This is a genomic window from Lentzea nigeriaca (assembly GCF_016907955.1).
GTDB lineage: Bacteria > Actinomycetota > Actinomycetes > Mycobacteriales > Pseudonocardiaceae > Lentzea > Lentzea nigeriaca.
This window is the reverse complement of record NZ_JAFBCX010000003.1, coordinates 114,166-131,627: the sequence shown is the minus strand read 5'-3', so window position 1 is coordinate 131,627 and position 17,462 is coordinate 114,166. Positions and strand designations below refer to the sequence as shown.

Here is a 17,462-nt window from a genome sequence, read left to right as displayed (position 1 = left end):
TCAGATGACCTACCAGGCTTGGCGACGGGCGCTCGGCGTCGCCGCCGCGGCGCTCGTCGTGGGCGGGGGCGCTTCCGCACCACCGGCGGCGGCCGCGGACGCGCCTTACGACGTGCTGGTGTTCTCCAAGACCGCGGGCTTCCGGCACGACTCGATCCCCAACGGCATCCAGATGATCCGCGAGCTGGGCGCCGCCAACAACTTCACGGTGACCGCCACCGAGGACGCGGCGCAGTTCACGACCGCGAACCTCGCGCAGTACGAGGCCGTGGTGTTCCTCAGCACCACGGGGGACGTGCTGAACGCCACCCAGCAGAGCGCCTTCGAGTCCTACGTCCGCGGCGGCGGCGGTTACGTGGGGATCCACTCGGCGGCCGACACCGAGTACGACTGGCCCTTCTACGGCGAGCTGGTGGGGGCGTACTTCGCGTCGCACCCGGCCATCCAGCAGGCGACGGTCCGGACGGAGAACCGTGCGCACGCGGCGACCGCGCACCTCTCGCCGGCCTGGGTGCGCACCGACGAGTTGTACAACTACCGCGCCAACCCGCGTGCCACCGCCCGTGTGCTGTCCACTTTGGACGAGTCGACGTACTCCGGCGGGACGATGGGGGCCGACCACCCGATCACGTGGTGCAAGCCCATGGCGAGCGGACGCTCCTTCTACACCGGCCTGGGCCACACGAAGGAGAGCTACACCGAATCGGCCTTCCGCACCATGGTTCTCGGCGGCATCCGGTACGCGGCGAACAGGACGAAGGCCGACTGCCGCCCGGAAACCGTCTACACCACCCTCTACAACGGGTCGACGACCGGGTGGACGCAGGCGGGCCCCGGCGGGTTCACCAACAGCGACGCCACGCTCACGTCGTTCGACGGCCTGGGCATGCTGTGGTACAGCGCCAAGGAGTTCCGGTCCTACTCCCTCAAGCTCGACTGGCGGATGCCGGGGGACGACAACTCCGGTGTGGTGCTGGGATTCCCGGCGGGCAGCACCCCGGACTCGGCTCTGGCCAACGGGTACGAGGTCCAGATCGACGCGACGGACACCGAGGACAAGACCACGGGGGCGATCTACGGGGTCAAGGCCCCCGACATCGCCGCCAGGGACGCCGCGCTGAACCCGCCCGGCGAGTGGAACACCTACGAGCTGCTCGTCGAGGGCGAACGCCTCCAGGTCTTCCTGAACGGCGTGAAGATCAACGACTTCACCAACACCGACCCGGCGAGGTCGCTCACCTCGGGCCACATCGCCCTGCAGAACCACGGGTCCGGTGACGACGTGTCGTTCCGCAACGTCCGGATCAAGGAGCTCGGAGGGACGGTTCCGCGCACCGGGCGGATCACCGGCGGCTCCGGCAAGTGCGTCGACGTCGCCGGCGGCAGCAGTGCGGACGGCACGAAGATCCAGCTGTGGACCTGCAACACCAACGCGAGTCAACAGTGGACGGTCAGCGGGAACACGTTGCGCGCCCTCAACAAGTGCATGGGCGTCGCCGGCGGCAGCACCGCCAACGGCGCGCAGGTGCAGCTGGTGACGTGCAACGGCAGCGGTTCGCAGAACTGGACCCCAGGGGCGAACGGCTCACTGGTCAACCAGCAGGCGAACAAGTGCCTGGACGCCAACGGCGGTAGTTCGGCCGACGGCACCCAGCTCATCCTCTGGACCTGTCACGGCGGCACGAACCAGCGCTGGACCCTGCCATGAGCCAGCGGCGAACCTTCCCAGGAGGTGCGGAATGAGGCTCTCGCCAGTCTCACCGGCGGTGCGAGTCGGGGCCGCCTCGGCGTTGACCGTGTTGGCGGCGGCCACGTTGACGTGGTCCACGCCGGCACCTGCGGCGGCGGCGACCACGGGACCGTGTGACATCTACGCCAGCGGCGGCACGCCCTGCATCGCCGCGCACAGCACGACGCGTGCGCTTTACGGTTCCTACAACGGAAATCTCTACCAAGTCAGGCGTTCGTCGGACAACACCACCAAGGACATCGGACTGCTCGCCGCGGGTGGCAACGCCAACGCGGCGACGCAGGACACGTTCTGCGCCAACACCTCGTGTGTCATCACGGTGGTCTACGACCAGTCGGGCAAGGGGAACGACCTCTGGTACCAGGGTTCGAGCGTGGTCCCCGGCTCGCCGCAGAGCAAGCCAGCGATCGCGACCTCCGAGTCGCTGGTGATGGGCGCCGACAAGAGCAAGGCGTACTCGCTCTACATCAACCCCGGCAACAGCTACTGGCGTGACGGTCACCTGACGGGCGTGCCCACCGGCAGTGCGCCGGAGGGCATGTACATGGTGACCAGCGGTACGCACGTCAACGGCGGCTGCTGCTTCGACTACGGCAACAGTGAAACAACCCGCAAGGCCGACGCGGCCGGTGCGATGGACGCGATCAACTTCAGCACGCAGTGCTGGTTCGGCGGGTGTTCCGGCCGCGGTCCGTGGGTTCAGGCGGATCTCGAATGGGGTCTGTACCCCGGCGGGAGCCAGCAGTGGAACCCGAGGCAGCGGGCCTTCACGGACAAGTTCGTCACGGCGATCCTGAAGAACAACGGGACCTCGCGGTTCGCGCTCAAGGGCGGCAACGCCCAGGCGGGCGACCTGACCACGTTGTACGACGGCTCGCTGCCGAACGGCTACAGCCCCATGAAGAAGCAGGGCGCCATCATCCTGGGCAGCGGTGGTGACTGCTGCAAGCCCGACGGCGGCGCCAACCTCAGCGCGGGCACCTTCTACGAGGGTGCGATGGTGGCGGGTTACCCGTCCGACGCGACCGAGAACGCGGTGCAGGCCAACATCATCGCTGCCGGGTACGGCGGTGGCGGTGGCAATCCGCCCGTGCCCGGCGGCGCGGTGCGTGCGGTGGGCGCGGGCAAGTGCCTGGAGGCGCCGAACGGCACCGCGGGCACGCAGACCCGGATCTGGGACTGCCAGGGCACCGCGGGCCAGAAGTGGGCCCGGTCGGCGTCAGGTCAGCTCACCGTGTTCGACGGCACCGCCCAGCGGTGTCTCGACGCGTACGGCCAAGGGACCACGACGGGCACGAGAGTGGCGATCTGGACGTGCAACGGCCAGGCCAACCAGCAGTGGAACGTCAACGCCAACGGCACGATCACCGGCGCGCAGTCCGGTCTGTGCGTGGACGTGTCCGGCGCGTCCACGGCCAACGGCGCGCTCGTCCAGCTGTGGACGTGCAACGGCCAGTCCAACCAGCAGTGGAGCTTGACCTGATCCGCGGTCGTGAGTGCTTTCGGCTGCCGAGGCCGAAAGCACTCACGACCATCCTCATCACTGACAAAGGAGTCGTGTGATGCGCATGCCCGAGCCGACGATCCACACCAGCCCGGCCGCGTGCTGGACGGACGGCTTCCGCACCGCCAACGGCGAATGCGGTGCGGTGCTGTACGGCGAGCCGGCGATGGAGAAGGTGCTCTTCGAGGCCGGCCGGTCCTGCCACCCCGCGTACGAGTTCCGGATCTCCAGTCCCGGCATGACCGCGGTCGGCGGCTACGGCCGGATCACCGACTCCCGCACCGGCGAGGTCACCTCGACCTGGACCGACGGGCACGGCACCTGGGCACGCCGCGCCTTCGCGTCCAGAGCCGACCAGGTGATCGCGCACGAGCTGCTGCCGGCGCCCGGCCGGACGATCGACACCACGCTGAGCGTCGGCACCGCGCTCGACGGCACGCGCGTCACGGCCAGAGCCACCGTCAGCAACGGCTCGGGCTACCTCACCCTGCGGGGTTCCTCCCCAGGCCGCGGCTACGAGGGCATCACCAGGGTGGTGGCGTTCGGTGGCACCATCCTCGCGAGCGGTGCCACGCTGATCGTCATCGGGGCGGCGAGGCTGCTCCTGCTGACCAAACTCGACCGGTACGAGTCGTCCTCACCCGGCTGGATCTTCCCGGCGCTGCGCACGGCACTCGCCGGGCTCGAGAGCGACTACGCCACCCTGTTCGCGCGGCACACCGCCACCAGTTCGGGCGACGATCACACGCAAGCGTGATGGCGCGACCGGTTCTTTCGTCGCCGGTGTGACAATTGGCCGATGGAGAGCACCCAGGGCATCGAGTCCGGTTCGCCGGCCGCCGTGCTGCGCATGCTGATGGACGGCAGGCCCCGCACCCGAGCGGAGATCGTGGCCGCGACCGGCCTCGCCCGCTCCACCGTGCGGGCCAGGCTCGACGTGCTCCTGGCCGCCGGTCTGGTGACCGGCGGCGGGACCGGTGAGTCCACCGGCGGGCGCCCGGCAGGCCGGTTCGTGTTCAACCCTGGCGCGCACCTCGTGCTGGTCGCCGAGGTGGGCGCCACCCACGCGACTGTCGCCGTGGCCGATCTCGGGTGCCGGTTGATCGCCGTCGAGCAGGTCGGCCTCGACATCGCCGACGGACCGGAGGTGATCCTCCAGCTCCTGGTCACGACCTGGCGCGACCTGCTGGGCGAGGTCGACACGCCGGACAACGAGCCGGCGATCGCCGGAGTGGGCATCGGACTCCCAGGGCCGGTCGAGCACTCCACCGGCCGGCCGAACAACCCGCCGATCATGCCGGGCTGGGACGGGTTCGACGTGCCGGCGACGATCACGGCGGAGTTCGGCGCGCCGGTGCTCGTCGACAACGAGGTCAACCTGATGGCCCTGGGCGAGCACACCGCCTCGTACCCGGACGTGCGGCACATGATCGTCGTGAAGGCGGCGACCGGCATCGGCGCCGGTCTGATCAGCAACGGCGTGCTGCACCGCGGCGCGGCGGGCGCGGCGGGGGACCTGGGGCACATCAGGGTTCCCGACGGCGGGGACGCGCTGTGCCGCTGCGGCAACACCGGCTGCCTGGAGGCGATCGCCGGTGGCCCGGCGCTGGCGGCGAAGCTGAGGGACCTGGGGATCGCCGCCGACTCGACGGCCGACGTGGTGCACCTGGTCCGGTCCGGCAACCTCGAGGTCGGCCGGGTCGTGCGGCAGGCGGGGAGGGACATCGGCGAGGTGCTCGCGGGGTGCGTGAGCATGTTCAACCCGTCGCTCGTGGTCATCGGCGGGCTGGTGGCGGAGGCGGGGGAGATGCTGCTGGCGGGGGTGCGCGAGTCGATCTACCGGCGTTCTCTGCCGCTGGCCACGGAGAACCTGCGGATCGTCGCGTCGACCGCGGGTGCGACGGCCGGTGTGCTGGGCGCCGCGGCGATGGTCGTGCAGCACGTGCTGTCGCCGGAGGTGCTGGACGTGCGGCTGGGTGCCGTCCTGTCGTCGATCTCCGCCGGAGAGGCCTGACCTACTTTTGGCAGAAAGTAGTCAGAAGTTCGTCCGGAATGGCCAGACTTCTGCATTGACCGCGCCATATGGCCGGGCTTACGTTCACCTGTATGTGGGACATTGGCGTCAACACATGGGTTTGGACGTCGCCGCTCACCGACGACGGGTTGGCCGCGCTCGCGCCGAAGGTCCGCGAGTGGGGCTTCGACGTCATCGAACTGCCGGTGGAGCAGCCGGGTGACTGGGACCCGCACCGCGCCGCCGACCTCCTGGCCGAGCTGAACCTCAAGGCCACCGTCTGTCTCGTCATGCCTCCCGGCCGGGAGCTCGTCGCGGCGGACGGCATCGCGGAGACCCAGGACTACCTGCGACACGTCGTTGACGTCGCGGCGATCGTCGGCAGCCCGGTCGCCGCGGGTCCCGCGTACAGCTCGGTCGGCCGCACCTGGCGCGTCGACGACCGGCCGCGGGTGTACGGCGAACTGCGCGCGAACCTCCACCCCGTCGTCGAGTACGCCGCGCAGCGCGGTGTCCGCATCGCCGTGGAGCCGCTGAACCGGTACGAGACGAGCCTGCTGAACACCGTGGACCAGGCGCTCGAGGCGCTCGACGGGCTGCCTGCCGAGGGGTGCGGGCTGGCGCTCGACACCTACCACCTCAACATCGAGGAAGCGGCGCCGGTGAAGGCGATTCTCGCCGCCGGCGCGCGCATCGCACACGTTCAGGTGTGCGCCAACGACCGCGGTACGCCGGGTCGCGATCACCAGGACTGGCCCGCGTTGCTGGGTGCCCTGGGTGACGCCGGCTACCGCGGTCCGTTGTGCATCGAGTCGTTCACCCCGGACAACGCCGCCATCGCGACCGCCGCGTCGATCTGGCGGCCGCTCGCCGACTCGCCGGATGCCCTCGCCGTCGAAGGCCTGGCCTTCCTGCACGCTGCCGCCGCCGCTCTCACCCGTTAACCGACCGCGTCACCACCCCCGGAGGAGTGGCAATGCAACGCAGACTCACGCGATTACTGTCGGTGTTGGCCGGTGCTCTGGTGGTGATGGGGCTCGTCCTGCCGACCACCCCGGCACAGGCTCATGGCCTGCACGTCCTGCTGTTCACCAAGACCGCTTCCGGCGCCTACCGGCACGACTCCATCCCCGCGGGCATCACGATGATGGAGCAGCTGGCCGCCGAACGCGGCTGGGAGATGACCAAGACCGAGGACGCGTCGGTCTTCAACGACACCACGCTCGCCACGTTCAACGTGATCGTGATGCTGCAGACGTCCGGCATGGTGTGGGACACCGCCGCGCAGCGCACCGCGATGCAGAACTACGTGCGCAAGGGCGGCGGCGTCGTGGCGATCCACAACGCCACGGACATGAACATCGAGCAGCAGTTCCCGTGGTGGGACCAGATGCTCGGCATGACCATGACCCAGCACTCGTCGATCGTGTCCGGCACCGCCAAGGTCGCCGACCACAAGCACCCGTCCGGCGCGAGCCTGCCGGACCGGTGGACGCGCACCGAGGAGTGGTACAACTTCAACCGCTCCGCACGCGGCGACGTGCACGTGCTGGTCACCGCGGACGAGTCGACCTACGACGCGGGCCCGTCCAAGATGGGCTACGACCACCCGATCTCGTGGTGCCGCAACTTCGAGGGCGGCCGGGTGTGGGCGACCGGCATGGGGCACAACGCGTCCAGCTACTCGGAACCCCTGTTCCGCCAGCACATCACCGGTGGCGTGGAGACCGCGGGCGGCATCGTGGGCGCGGACTGCGGTCCCACGGTGTGGGGCAGCTTCCAGAAGGTGCAGCTCGACAACTCCACCGTCGCGCCGAGCACGCTCGACGTCGCTCCCGACGGCCGGGTGTTCTTCAACGAGTACGGCGGCAACCTGAAGATCTACAAGCCGGACACCAGGACGACGGTCGTCGCGGGCACGCTCAGCGTCTACGGCCAGGGGCAGAACTCGGAGGACGGCCTGGTCGGCATGGCGCTCGACCCGGCGTTCGCCACCAACGGGTGGGTCTACCTGAACTACTCCCCGGCGGGAAGCCAGGAGATCGCCAGGATCTCGCGCTTCACCATGAACGGCGACCGGATGGACATGGCGAGCGAGAAGGTCCTGCTGACCCTGCCCGCGTCGCGGAAGGAGGAACCGGGGCACACCGGCGGCCAGCTGAACTTCGGCCCGAACGGCAACCTCTACATCAGCGTCGGTGACGACACCAACCCCAACGGCGACTCGGGTGGCTACGCGCCGATCGACGAACGTCCCGGTCGCTCGCTGTACGACGCGCAGGGCACCGCGGCCAACACCAACGACCTGCGCGGCAAGATCCTGCGCATCCACCCCGAGCCCGACGGCACCTACACCGTGCCTTCCGGCAACATGTTCCCGCCCGGCACGGCCAAGACGCGGCCCGAGATCTACGCGATGGGCTTCCGCAACCCGTTCCGCATCAGCGTGCACCCGACCACCGGCGTGATCTACGCGGCCGACTACGGTCCGGACGCGGGCGGCGACAACCCGAACCGCGGCCCGGCTGGTCTGGTCGAGTGGAACGTGATCAAGTCACCGGGCAACTACGGCTGGCCGTACTGCGTGGCGAACAACATCGCCTACAACGACTGGAACTTCGCGAACGGCACGTCCGGCCCGAAGTTCAACTGCGCCTCGCCGGTGAACAACTCGCCCAACAACACCGGTCTGACGACACTGCCCGCGTCCCGCGCGGCGGATGTCTGGTACGGCAACGGTGCGAACGGCAACGCGTTCCCGGAGATGGGGCCGAGCAGCGGCGGTGAGGCGCCGATGGCGTTCCCCGCCTACCAGTACAACGCGAGCAACCCGTCGAAGACGAAGTTCCCCTCCTACTTCGACCAGACGCCGTTCTTCGGTGAGTGGTCCCGCAACCGCATGTGGGAGTTCCGGCTGGACTCGTCCGGGAACCTGTTGAAAATCAACGACTTCCTGTCGAACATGTCGTTCGCCTCGCCGATGGACGCGAAGTTCGGTCCCGACGGGTCGATGTACCTGCTGACCTGGGGCTCGGGCTGGGACGACAACAAACCGTTGCCGGGCGCGGGGTTGTGGCGCATCGACTACACGACCACCGGTGAACGACTTCCCGTGGCGCAGGCGTCCGGCACTCCGCTGACCGGTCCCTCACCGCTGACGGTGCGCTTCTCCAGTGCGGGTTCCAGCGACCCCGGTGGTCTCCCGCTGACCTTCAAGTGGACGTTCGGCGACGGCGGCACGTCCACGGAGCCGAACCCCACGCACACCTACACCGGCAGCGGGAAGTTCACCGCCCAGCTCACCGTCACCAACTCGGCGGGCAAGATCGGCACCGCGAACGTGACCATCAGCGTGGGCAACACCGAGCCGGTCGTGAAGTTCACCGGTCCCGTCGACGGCGGCATGATCAATTTCGGTGACCCGATCCCGTACACGGTGTCCGTGACCGACCTGGAGGACGGCACGATCGACTGCGGCAAGGTGAACGTCCAGTCGAACATGGGCCACGACTCGCACAAGCACCCGATCGGCTCGCCGATGACGGGCTGCACGGGAACGCTCCAGACCACGATCGACTCGGGGCACCAGGGGCTCAACGTGCACGTCATCGGGTCGGCCGAGTACACCGACAAGGGCGCGAACGGCGTGCCGCCGCTGACCGGCAGTGCCCAGGTCGTGTTGCAGCCCAAGCAGAAGCAGGCCGAGTACTTCAACGGCTCGTCCGGTGTGACGATCGTGTCGCAGGCGGGCGCCGAGTCGGGCGCCAAGGTCGGTGACATCAGCAACAACGACTGGATCTCGTTCAAGCCGGTCAACTTCACCGGCATCAACCAGGTGTCGTTCCGGGTGTCCGCGCCGACGGGTGGCGGGGGCACGATCGAACTACGCGCGGGTTCGCCGACCGGCACGCTCATCGCGTCGTCACCGGTCACCAGCACCGGCGGCTCGGACACCTACGCCAGCACGCCCGCGGTGAACGTGACCGCGCCGGCCGGCACCGTCGAGCTGTTCGCGGTGTTCAAGACGTCGTCGTCGACCAGTTTCGACCTCGACTCGATCACCTACGTCGGACCGGGTGCGGGACAGCCCGGCGGCGGCACCGCGAAGGAGATCGTCGGCGCGAGCGGCAAGTGCGTCGACGTCAACGGCGGCAGCTCGACCGACGGCGCGAAGGTGCAGCTGTGGACCTGCAACGGCGGCGCCAACCAGAAGTGGACGCAGAACGGCACCACGCTGCGGTCGCTCGACAAGTGCCTCGACGTCACCGGCAACAGCCAGACCGACGGCGCGATCGTCCGGTTGTGGTCGTGCAACGGCGCGTCCGGGCAGAACTGGACCGCGCAGTCCGACGGCTCGATCCGCAACGGCACGAAGTGCTTGGACGCCAACGGCGCCGGCACGGCGGACGGAACCCAGCTCATCATCTGGACCTGCCACGGCGGGACCAACCAGAGGTGGACCTTCCGGTAGCCGAGGAGCCGGTCAGCGGTCTTCCGGGGCCGCTGACCGGCACGTCGAGGAGGAACGATGAGCAGGACCGTCCGGTCGCGCGCGACCAAGGCCGCCGCCTGGACCACTCCGCCGCCCAAAGCGAAGGGCCGGGTGTGGGCCGGTTTCCTCACGGCTTTCCTGCTCGGGCTCGCGGTCGCCTTTCTGATCACGTCGGGGAACGGGCCGGACGCGACCCAGCGGCGGATCGCGGAGCTGGAACGCGAGGACGCCGCACGCGACGCCGCGCAGCTCGGACCGCTGACCGACCAGGCCAAGGACATCCGGGACCGGCTGGCCCCGGTGCTCGCGGCCATGGCGCAGGCGGCTCCCGTCGACGGGTCGGCCCCGAAGTCGCCGCTCACGTCCGACGCGGTGACCGGGTGGCGGGATGTCGTCGCCGCGGCGGAGAAGTCGTACGAGCAGTCGCCTTCCGCGGGCAACGGGATCAACGTGGCACGCTCCGGCCTGCGCACGGCCGTGCAACAGCTCGCCGCGGCGGTGAAGGGCCTCGAGACGGCACTCACCGCGGCCGAACCGGTCAGGGGCACGCTGGTCGCGCTGGCGGGCGAGCAGCGCACGCTGGCACTGCGCACGTGGTCGGTGGCCGCGGTCCAGCTCGACGTGATCAACATCGAGGCGGGCAGGGGACACGTGCACGTCCAACTCTCCACCGGTGGCGCCCCCGGCGTGATCGCACCCGACGGCAATGGCTGATCACGTCGCCGGCCTCCTGGTCGGCGCGCGCACGCTGATCGAGCCAGTGCACCGCGCCACGATCGACGAGCTCGGCCCGGCGCTGCGTCGCGTCGCGGGCTATCACATCGGCTGGTGGGACGCGGAAGGCAGACCGTCACCGCCGGGCGGCAAGGCGCTGCGGCCCGCACTCACCCTGGCCTGCGCCCGCGCGTTCGCCGACGGGCCACAGTCGCCGGACGTGATCGCGGCCGCGACGGCGGTGGAGCTGATCCACGACTTCACGCTCCTGCACGACGACGTCATGGACGGCGACGAAACGCGGCGGCACCGCCCGTCGGCCTGGGCGGTGTTCGGGACCACGGCGGCGATCCTCGCGGGAGATGCGTTGATAGGACTCGCGATGCGACGGGTTCCACGCTCGTTGACCGGAGTGCTCGCGGACGTGCTGGTCGACCTGTGTGAAGGGCAGTCGGCCGACGTGGCGGCCGAGACGGCGGTGGACGTCGAGCAGTGCCTCGCCACGGCGGCGCGGAAGACCGGTGCCCTGCTGGGGGCGGCCTGCCGCCTCGGTGCTCTCGCGGCCGGAGCCACCCCCGCCGCCGCCGACCGCTGCCGGTCGTTCGGGGTGCACCTCGGCGTCGCTTTCCAGCTGGTCGACGACGTTCTCGGCATCTGGGGCGACCCGAAGAGAACCGGCAAACCGGCCCACTCCGATCTCAGGGCTCGACGGAGAACCCTGCCGGTCGTGGCGGCACTCGCCTCGGACACACCGGCGGGGCGCCGGCTCGCACGCGTCTACCTCGAGGGCGGCGGTGCCGACGAGATCGCCGAGCTCGTCGCGGAAGCGGGCGGCCGGGCGTGGGCGGAAGCCGAGGCGGACCGCCGCGTGCGGCTGGCGTTCGACTGCCTGCACCGGGCGGACCCGCGCCCGGCCGCCGCCCTGGATCTGCGCGGACTGGCCCGGCTGGTCACGAGTAGGGACCGCTAGCCGAGCTGCTGGTCCACGATGCTGGGTGACAGGACGTGGTGGACCACCATGGCCGCCGCCCCGAGCACGCCCGCCACCTCGCCTGCCCGCGACGGCACGATGCGCAGGTTCTCCGTGGCCAGCGGCAGCGAACGGCGGTAGACCGCCTCCCGCACCCCCGCCAGCAGCATCTCGCCCGCCGCTGCGAGGTCGCCGCCGACGACGATCAGCGACGGGTTGACCATGCTGACGCAGGCGGCGAGCACTTCGCCGATGGTGCGGCCGGCCTGCCGGATTGCCTGACCGGCCTCGACGTTGCCCGCGCGGACCAGGGCGACGACGTCGGCGCTCGTGTGGGCCTCGACTCCCTTGGCGCGCAACCGGGCAGCGATCGCGGAGCCGCTCGCGACGGCCTCCAGGCAGCCGGTGTTGCCGCAGCCGCACGGTGCGTCGTCGCTGCCCGGTGCCTGGATGTGGCCGAGGTCGCCCGCCGCGCCGACCGCGCCGCGGTGCAGGACGCCGTTGCTGATGAAACCCGAGCCGATCCCGGTCGCCACCTTCACGACGATCATGTGGTCGGTGCCGGGGAACGAGTGCGCGTGCTCGCCCAGCGCCATCAGGTTGACCTCGTTGTCCACCAGCACCGGAACGCCGAACTCGGCGCGGACGTGCGCGGGCACGTCGAAGCCGTCCCAGGCGGGCATGATCGGCGGGTGGTTCGGCTTGCCCGACGAGTGTTCGACCGGGCCGGGCAGGCCGATGCCGACGCCGGCCAGCGACACCGACGACACCCCGGCGTCCTTGACGAGTTCCCGCCAGGTCTGGGCCAGGCGCGCCAGCACCGGCTCCGGCCCGTCGGCGATGTTCAGGTCGAGCCGGCGCAGGGCCAGCGGGCCGCCGGCGAGGTCGGTCACGGCGACGGTCGCGTGCGTCGCGCCGACGTCGGCGGCCAGGACGGAGCGGGCGGCCGCGTTGAACGCCAGCCGCCCGGCGGGTCTGCCGCCGGTCGACACCCTGATGCCGCGGTCGGTGAGGAACCCCGCGTGTTGCAGCGCGTCGAGCCTGCTTCGGACCGCGGCGCGGGTCAGGCCTGTCTGGCTCGCCAGTTCGGCACGCGTGCGCGGCACCCCGTCGAGCAGCAGCCGCAGCAGCTGCCCGGGAGAAGCCGCAGGAGCCCAAGGTACGTCCGGCACGGGTCGAGTGAACCAGGGAAAGCCGACTAATGGTGATGTTCATCCGTAAGACATGTGCACTTTGGCAGAGAAGCGCCAACTTTTGATTGACAGTCGCCAATAGTCGGTCCTACGTTCGCCTCATGGCTGTGACCCACGGAACACCGGGGGCGGAAGACCCCGTCGTGCGGCTGGAGGGCATCGGGAAGAGCTTCTTCGGCGTACCGGTGCTGCGCGGCGTCGATCTCTCGTTGCACGCGGGCGAGGTGCACGCGCTGGTGGGGGAGAACGGCGCGGGCAAGTCGACGTTGCTGAAGGTGCTGGCCGGAGTCCACCGGCCGGACTCGGGGCGGATCGTGGTGCGGGACGAGGAGATCTCGTTCGCTTCGCCGCGCGACGCGCAGGCGGCGGGCATCGCGATCATCCACCAGGAGTTCACGCTGCTCGAGCACCGCACGGTGGCCGAGAACGTCCTCCTGGGCCGGGAACCGGTGCGACGTGGTCAGGTGGACCGGCGCGCGCTGGAGGCGGAGACCCGGCGACTGCTCGACTGGCTGGGCGAGGACGGCATCGAGCCCGGCACCGAGGTGGCCCGGCTTTCCGTGGCCCGCAAGCAGGTCGTGGAGATCGTCAAGGCGCTGTCGGCGGACGCCAGGGTCCTCGCGATGGACGAGCCCACCGCGGCGTTGGCGGACAACGAGGTCGAGCTGCTGTACGGCCTGGTGCGCAGGCTTCGGGATCGTGGGATCGCGATTCTGTATGTGTCGCACCGGATGCGTGAGGTGTTCGACCTCAGCTCACGGATCACGGTGCTGAAGGACGGTGCGTTCGTCACCTGTGCGCCGACCGCCGACCTGGACACCGACCAGGTCGTGCGGCACATGGTCGGCCGTCCGCTGGAGGCGCTGTATCCCGAACGCGCGAGCCGTCCCGGTGCGGTGCGGATCGCGTTGCGGGGAGCGGGAAACGAGCGGGTGCGGAACCTGACGTTCGAGGTGCGGGCCGGGGAGATCGTGGGCCTCGCCGGGTTGCAGGGCTCCGGTCGTTCCGCGATCGCGCGGGCGATCTGGGGCATCGAGCCGTTCACGACCGGCACCGTGGAGCTCGACGGCGTGCCGACCCGCGTCACCGGTCCGCGCACGGCCGTCCGCAAGGGCATCGGGTACGTGACGGAGGACCGCAAGGGCGAAGGCCTGGCGCTGCGGCAGTCGGTGCGGGACAACACCTTGCTGGTCCGCCGTGCGGCGTGCCGTGGTGCGGCGGCTCGTCAGGCCGCGGATCTGACGCGCCTGCTCGGCGAGGTCGGTGTCGTCGCGCGCGGGCCCCATCAGGAGGTGCGTTACCTCTCCGGCGGCAACCAGCAGAAAGTGGTACTGGGCAAGTGGCTTGCCGTGCGGCCGCGCGTGCTGATCGTGGACGAGCCGACCCGCGGCGTCGACGTCGGCGCGAAGCAGGCCCTGTACCGGTTGCTGCGCGAACTGGCGGACGACGGCATGGCGATCCTCATGATCTCCTCGGAGCTGCCGGAGCTGATCGGCATGAGCGACCGGATCCTCGTCATGCACGAAGGCGCGCTGGCGGGCGAACTTCCGGCCGGTGCCGACGAGGAAACCGTCATGGCACTGGCCACCGGGCACGGGACAGCGGCGTGAGCGCCGTGCGTGAGCAGGTCCGCCGGCGCAGCGAGGCGCCGGCGCGGACGAGAACGTTCGTGATCACTCCGGTCCTGGTCGTGTACCTCGCGCTGGCCGTGCTGCTGGTGGTCGGCAGCGTGCTGGTCGGCGTCCACGGAGGTGTGCTCCTCGATCACGGAGGCGTTCTCAACATCCTGACGCGCGGCACGGTGCTCGGGCTGGTCGCGATCGGGCAGACCCTGGTGATCGTCACCGGTTCCCTCGACCTGTCGGTGGCCTACCTGATCGGCCTGTGCTCGCTGGTGGCGGCCGAGACGATGGCGGGCAGCACGACGCTGATCGTGCCCGGTGTGCTGGCGGCCCTGGCGGTCGCGGCAGTGGTCGGGCTCGTCAACGGACTGGTGATCACCGTGCTGAAGGCCAACGCGTTCATCGCCACCCTCGGCGTCGCGCTGGTGCTGCGCGGCTACCTGGAGCACAACTACACCGGCCCGGCGGGCAGCGTGCCGCGCGCGTTCCAGCACATCGGCTACGACCGGATCGGGCCGGTTCCGGTGGCGGCGCTGCTGATGTTGCTGCTCGCGGCGGCGGCGTGGTGGTATCTGCGGCGCACCCGCACCGGCTACCACATGTACGCCGTCGGCGGGGATGTCGACGTGGCCCGGCTGTCCGGCGTGCGCACCGGGCGGACGATCGTCACCGCGCACGTGCTGTGCGCGGTCATGGCCGGGCTCGCCGGGGTGTTCCTGGCAGGACGGCTGGGATCGGGCGCCCCGTACGTCGGCACCGACGCCGGGTACGACCTGGAGTCGATCGCCGCCGTCGTGCTCGGCGGCACTGCCCTCGCGGGCGGACGCGGCGGTGTGGCCGGGACCATCGGAGGAGTGCTGATCCTGTCCACATTGGACACGATCTTCGACGACCTCGAGCTGGACTCCTTCTTCAAGGACGTCGTGCGCGGCGTCGTGCTCATCGTGGCGGTGGCGCTGTACGCCCGCCGCAGGACTGCCGGGAGATCGGCATGAGAGCGCGGCTGCGTCTGGGCGACGGCACCGGCCCTGTCCTGGTCGTGCTGCTGATCCTGTTGGTGGCACTGACGTTCGTCGGTCCCGCCTACGTCGAGCCCGCGGGCTACCTGGCGCTGCTCAAACGCGCGGCGCCGCTCGTGGTGCTGGCCGTCGGCCAGTACTTCGTGGTCGTGTCCGGTGGGTTCGACCTCTCCGTCGGCTCGCTGGTCACGGCCGAGGTGGTCGTCGCCGCCCGGCTGGTGGACGGTGACGACGCCAACACGTGGTGGGTGATCGCGCTGCTGCTGGGCTGCGGAGTCCTCGTCGGCCTGGTCAACGGGCTGATCACGACGAAACTGCTGGTGCCGTCGTTCATCGTGACCCTGGGAATGCTGCTGGTGCTCGACGGTGCGGTGTTCCTGTGGTCGGGTGGAGCACCGCGCGGCGCCCTGTCCCCGTCGTTCCGCGTTCTCGGCCGGGGCAGTGCCGACGTCCCGGTCATCGGCCAGGTGCCGTGGTCGGTGATCGTGCTGCTGGTCGTGCTCGTCGCGGCGGTGTGGTTCATGCACCGCGGAACCGGACGCATGCTGCTCGCGGTGGGGGACAACGACAACGTGGTCCGGCTCGCGGGCGGCCGGGTGGACCGCCTGCGCCTGCTCGCGTTCGTGCTGTCGGCGCTGCTCGCGTCGGTCGCCGCGATCCTGCTCGCCGGGTTCGCGGGCGTGTCGGCGCAGGTGGGTGAGGGCATGGAGTTCCGTGCCATCACCGCGGTCGTGCTCGGCGGTGTCCTGCTCGGCGGTGGCCGCGGCTCGGTGGTCGCCGCGGCCGCGGGCGCGTTGTCGCTCGAAGCGCTCTTCTCCCTGTTGAACCTGCTCGGTGTCTCCGGCGCGCTGGAGTCCGCCGTGCAGGGCGTGATCATCATCGTGGCCGTGGCCTACGCCGCTCACGGAGCCGGTCTCCGGCGGATGTTGCGCCGGCCCGTTCCCGACACCGCCTGAACCCTGCCTGTACCCCGTCGACGAAGCCGAGGAGCAGCACATGAACAGGAAATGGTCCGCCGCGGCTTTGGCGGGCGCTCTCACGCTGGCCGGCTGTTCCAGCGACCTTCCCGCCGCCCAGGCCCCCGGCGGCACCTCCGAGTCCGCCAAGGCGAAGTCGGAGTTCTTCGACCAGGGCGAGTACGAGCGTCAGCTGCGGTTCCGCACCGCGAAGGCGGTCGGGCTCGACTCACAGGACGGTGCGGCGAAGCCCTGGGAGCAGGCGCTCGAACCGCAGCTGGTCGACACGGCCAAGTTCGCCAAGCCGGGTGGCGGCTACCACCTCTGCTTCTCCAACGCCTCGGTGGACAACCCGTGGCGGCAGGTCGGGTTCAAGACCATGAAGGAGGAGGTGAAGCTGCACCCGGAGATCACCAAGTTCACCGTGCTCGACGCGGAGGCCAAGGACGACAAGCAGATCAGCGACATCCAGTCGCTCGCCTCCCAGGGATGCAACGCGCTGGTCGTCTCGCCGAACACCACCGCGACGCTCACCCCGGCCGTCGAGGCCGCCTGCGCGACGGGCGTGCCCGTGATCGTCTTCGACCGCGGCGTCAAGACCAGCTGCCCCGTGACGTTCATCCACCCGATCGGCGGGTTCGCGTTCGGCGCGGACGGCGCGGAGTTCCTCAAGGACAAGGTGAAGCCGGGTGGCAAGGTCCTCGCGTTGCGCATCCTGCCGGGCGTGGACGTCCTGGAACAGCGCTGGGCGGCGGCCAACGAGATCTTCGCCGGCAGCCAGGTGAAGGTCGTGGGGGTCGAGTTCACCAACGGCGACGCGGCCAAGACCAAGAGCATCGTCAACGAGTACATCCAGCGCGAAGGCAAGATCGACGGCGTCTGGATGGACGCGGGCGCCACGGCGGTCGCGGCCGTGGAGGCGTTCCAGGACGCCGGCGCGGCGATCCCGCCGTTCGTGGGTGAGGACCAGCAGGACTTCCTGCGGATGTGGGCCGACGAGAAGATGACCGCGGTCGCCCCGACCTATCCGACCTACCAGTGGCGCACGCCGATCATCGCCGCCCTGCGCGTCCTCGGCGGCAAGCAGGTGCCGCGGGAATGGGTCCTGCCGCAGCCGAAGGTCACCCAGGACACCCTGAAGGACTTCATCAAGCAGGACATGCCGCCGCTGCACTACGCCATGTGCGGCTGCGAGGGCATGCCCGGCTACCCGGCGCCCTGGAAGTAG

Annotated in this window: 13 protein-coding genes; 12 read left to right on the top strand and 1 reads right to left on the bottom strand. The window is 70.1% G+C overall.

Annotated elements, in window-relative coordinates:
- Positions 1-4 precede the first annotated feature (4 nt).
- The 8 genes from JOD27_RS46555 (at position 5) to JOD27_RS11545 (ending at position 11,444) form a co-directional block, all read left to right on the top strand.
- The gene (locus JOD27_RS46555) at positions 5-1,708 is read left to right on the top strand and encodes a ThuA domain-containing protein (RefSeq protein ID WP_307830085.1); all 1,704 of its coding nucleotides are present in this window, start codon (positions 5-7) and stop codon (positions 1,706-1,708) included.
- Between the two features lie 31 nt (positions 1,709-1,739).
- Positions 1,740-3,233, top strand: coding sequence for an arabinofuranosidase catalytic domain-containing protein (locus JOD27_RS11575; protein WP_204762182.1), 1,494 nt, complete (start codon positions 1,740-1,742; stop codon positions 3,231-3,233).
- A gap of 79 nt (positions 3,234-3,312) precedes the next feature.
- Positions 3,313-4,011: a glycoside hydrolase N-terminal domain-containing protein gene (locus JOD27_RS11570; RefSeq protein ID WP_204762181.1), complete on the top strand. Its 699-nt coding sequence runs from the start codon at positions 3,313-3,315 to the stop codon at positions 4,009-4,011.
- 42 nt (positions 4,012-4,053) lie between these two features.
- Positions 4,054-5,268: an ROK family transcriptional regulator gene (locus JOD27_RS11565; protein WP_204762180.1), complete on the top strand. Its 1,215-nt coding sequence runs from the start codon at positions 4,054-4,056 to the stop codon at positions 5,266-5,268.
- Positions 5,269-5,360: 92 nt separating this feature from the next.
- Complete coding sequence (locus JOD27_RS11560; RefSeq protein ID WP_204762179.1) at positions 5,361-6,212, top strand: sugar phosphate isomerase/epimerase family protein; 852 nt, start codon at positions 5,361-5,363, stop codon at positions 6,210-6,212.
- A gap of 32 nt (positions 6,213-6,244) precedes the next feature.
- On the top strand, positions 6,245-9,739 hold the full coding sequence (locus JOD27_RS11555) for a ThuA domain-containing protein (protein WP_204762178.1): 3,495 nt from the start codon (positions 6,245-6,247) through the stop codon (positions 9,737-9,739).
- A 57-nt stretch (positions 9,740-9,796) separates the two neighbouring features.
- Positions 9,797-10,474, top strand: coding sequence for a hypothetical protein (locus JOD27_RS11550; RefSeq protein WP_204762177.1), 678 nt, complete (start codon positions 9,797-9,799; stop codon positions 10,472-10,474).
- On the top strand, positions 10,467-11,444 hold the full coding sequence (locus JOD27_RS11545; protein ID WP_204762176.1) for a polyprenyl synthetase family protein: 978 nt from the start codon (positions 10,467-10,469) through the stop codon (positions 11,442-11,444). The genes JOD27_RS11550 and JOD27_RS11545 overlap by 8 nt, the downstream gene beginning before the upstream one ends.
- Here JOD27_RS11545 and JOD27_RS11540 read toward each other — a convergent pair.
- Positions 11,441-12,616 (bottom strand): ROK family transcriptional regulator, encoded by a 1,176-nt coding sequence (locus tag JOD27_RS11540; protein WP_204762175.1) that lies wholly within the window; start codon positions 12,614-12,616, stop codon positions 11,441-11,443. The two genes, JOD27_RS11545 and JOD27_RS11540, sit on opposite strands and share 4 nt — an antisense overlap.
- Positions 12,617-12,738: 122 nt before the next feature.
- On the opposite strand from JOD27_RS11540, the gene JOD27_RS11535 reads away from it, so the two are divergent.
- The 4 genes from JOD27_RS11535 to JOD27_RS11520 are packed head-to-tail and all read left to right on the top strand — an operon-like array spanning position 12,739 to position 17,462.
- Positions 12,739-14,247 (top strand): sugar ABC transporter ATP-binding protein, encoded by a 1,509-nt coding sequence (locus JOD27_RS11535; protein WP_204762174.1) that lies wholly within the window; start codon positions 12,739-12,741, stop codon positions 14,245-14,247.
- 59 nt (positions 14,248-14,306) lie between these two features.
- Positions 14,307-15,254 (top strand): ABC transporter permease, encoded by a 948-nt coding sequence (locus tag JOD27_RS11530; RefSeq protein WP_372441690.1) that lies wholly within the window; start codon positions 14,307-14,309, stop codon positions 15,252-15,254.
- The gene (locus JOD27_RS11525; RefSeq protein WP_204762173.1) at positions 15,251-16,234 is read left to right on the top strand and encodes an ABC transporter permease; all 984 of its coding nucleotides are present in this window, start codon (positions 15,251-15,253) and stop codon (positions 16,232-16,234) included. The genes JOD27_RS11530 and JOD27_RS11525 overlap by 4 nt, the downstream gene beginning before the upstream one ends.
- 40 nt (positions 16,235-16,274) lie before the next feature.
- Positions 16,275-17,462, top strand: a complete 1,188-nt coding sequence (locus JOD27_RS11520) for a substrate-binding domain-containing protein (protein ID WP_204762172.1) — start codon at positions 16,275-16,277, stop codon at positions 17,460-17,462.

Coding starts and splice junctions, on each gene's coding strand:
- JOD27_RS46555 (WP_307830085.1), top strand. CDS start 5: ATGACCTACCAGGCTTGGCGACGGGCGCTCGGCGTCGCCGCCGCGGCG.
- JOD27_RS11575 (WP_204762182.1), top strand. CDS start 1,740: ATGAGGCTCTCGCCAGTCTCACCGGCGGTGCGAGTCGGGGCCGCCTCG.
- JOD27_RS11570 (WP_204762181.1), top strand. CDS start 3,313: ATGCGCATGCCCGAGCCGACGATCCACACCAGCCCGGCCGCGTGCTGG.
- JOD27_RS11565 (WP_204762180.1), top strand. CDS start 4,054: ATGGAGAGCACCCAGGGCATCGAGTCCGGTTCGCCGGCCGCCGTGCTG.
- JOD27_RS11560 (WP_204762179.1), top strand. CDS start 5,361: ATGTGGGACATTGGCGTCAACACATGGGTTTGGACGTCGCCGCTCACC.
- JOD27_RS11555 (WP_204762178.1), top strand. CDS start 6,245: ATGCAACGCAGACTCACGCGATTACTGTCGGTGTTGGCCGGTGCTCTG.
- JOD27_RS11550 (WP_204762177.1), top strand. CDS start 9,797: ATGAGCAGGACCGTCCGGTCGCGCGCGACCAAGGCCGCCGCCTGGACC.
- JOD27_RS11545 (WP_204762176.1), top strand. CDS start 10,467: ATGGCTGATCACGTCGCCGGCCTCCTGGTCGGCGCGCGCACGCTGATC.
- JOD27_RS11535 (WP_204762174.1), top strand. CDS start 12,739: ATGGCTGTGACCCACGGAACACCGGGGGCGGAAGACCCCGTCGTGCGG.
- JOD27_RS11525 (WP_204762173.1), top strand. CDS start 15,251: ATGAGAGCGCGGCTGCGTCTGGGCGACGGCACCGGCCCTGTCCTGGTC.
- JOD27_RS11520 (WP_204762172.1), top strand. CDS start 16,275: ATGAACAGGAAATGGTCCGCCGCGGCTTTGGCGGGCGCTCTCACGCTG.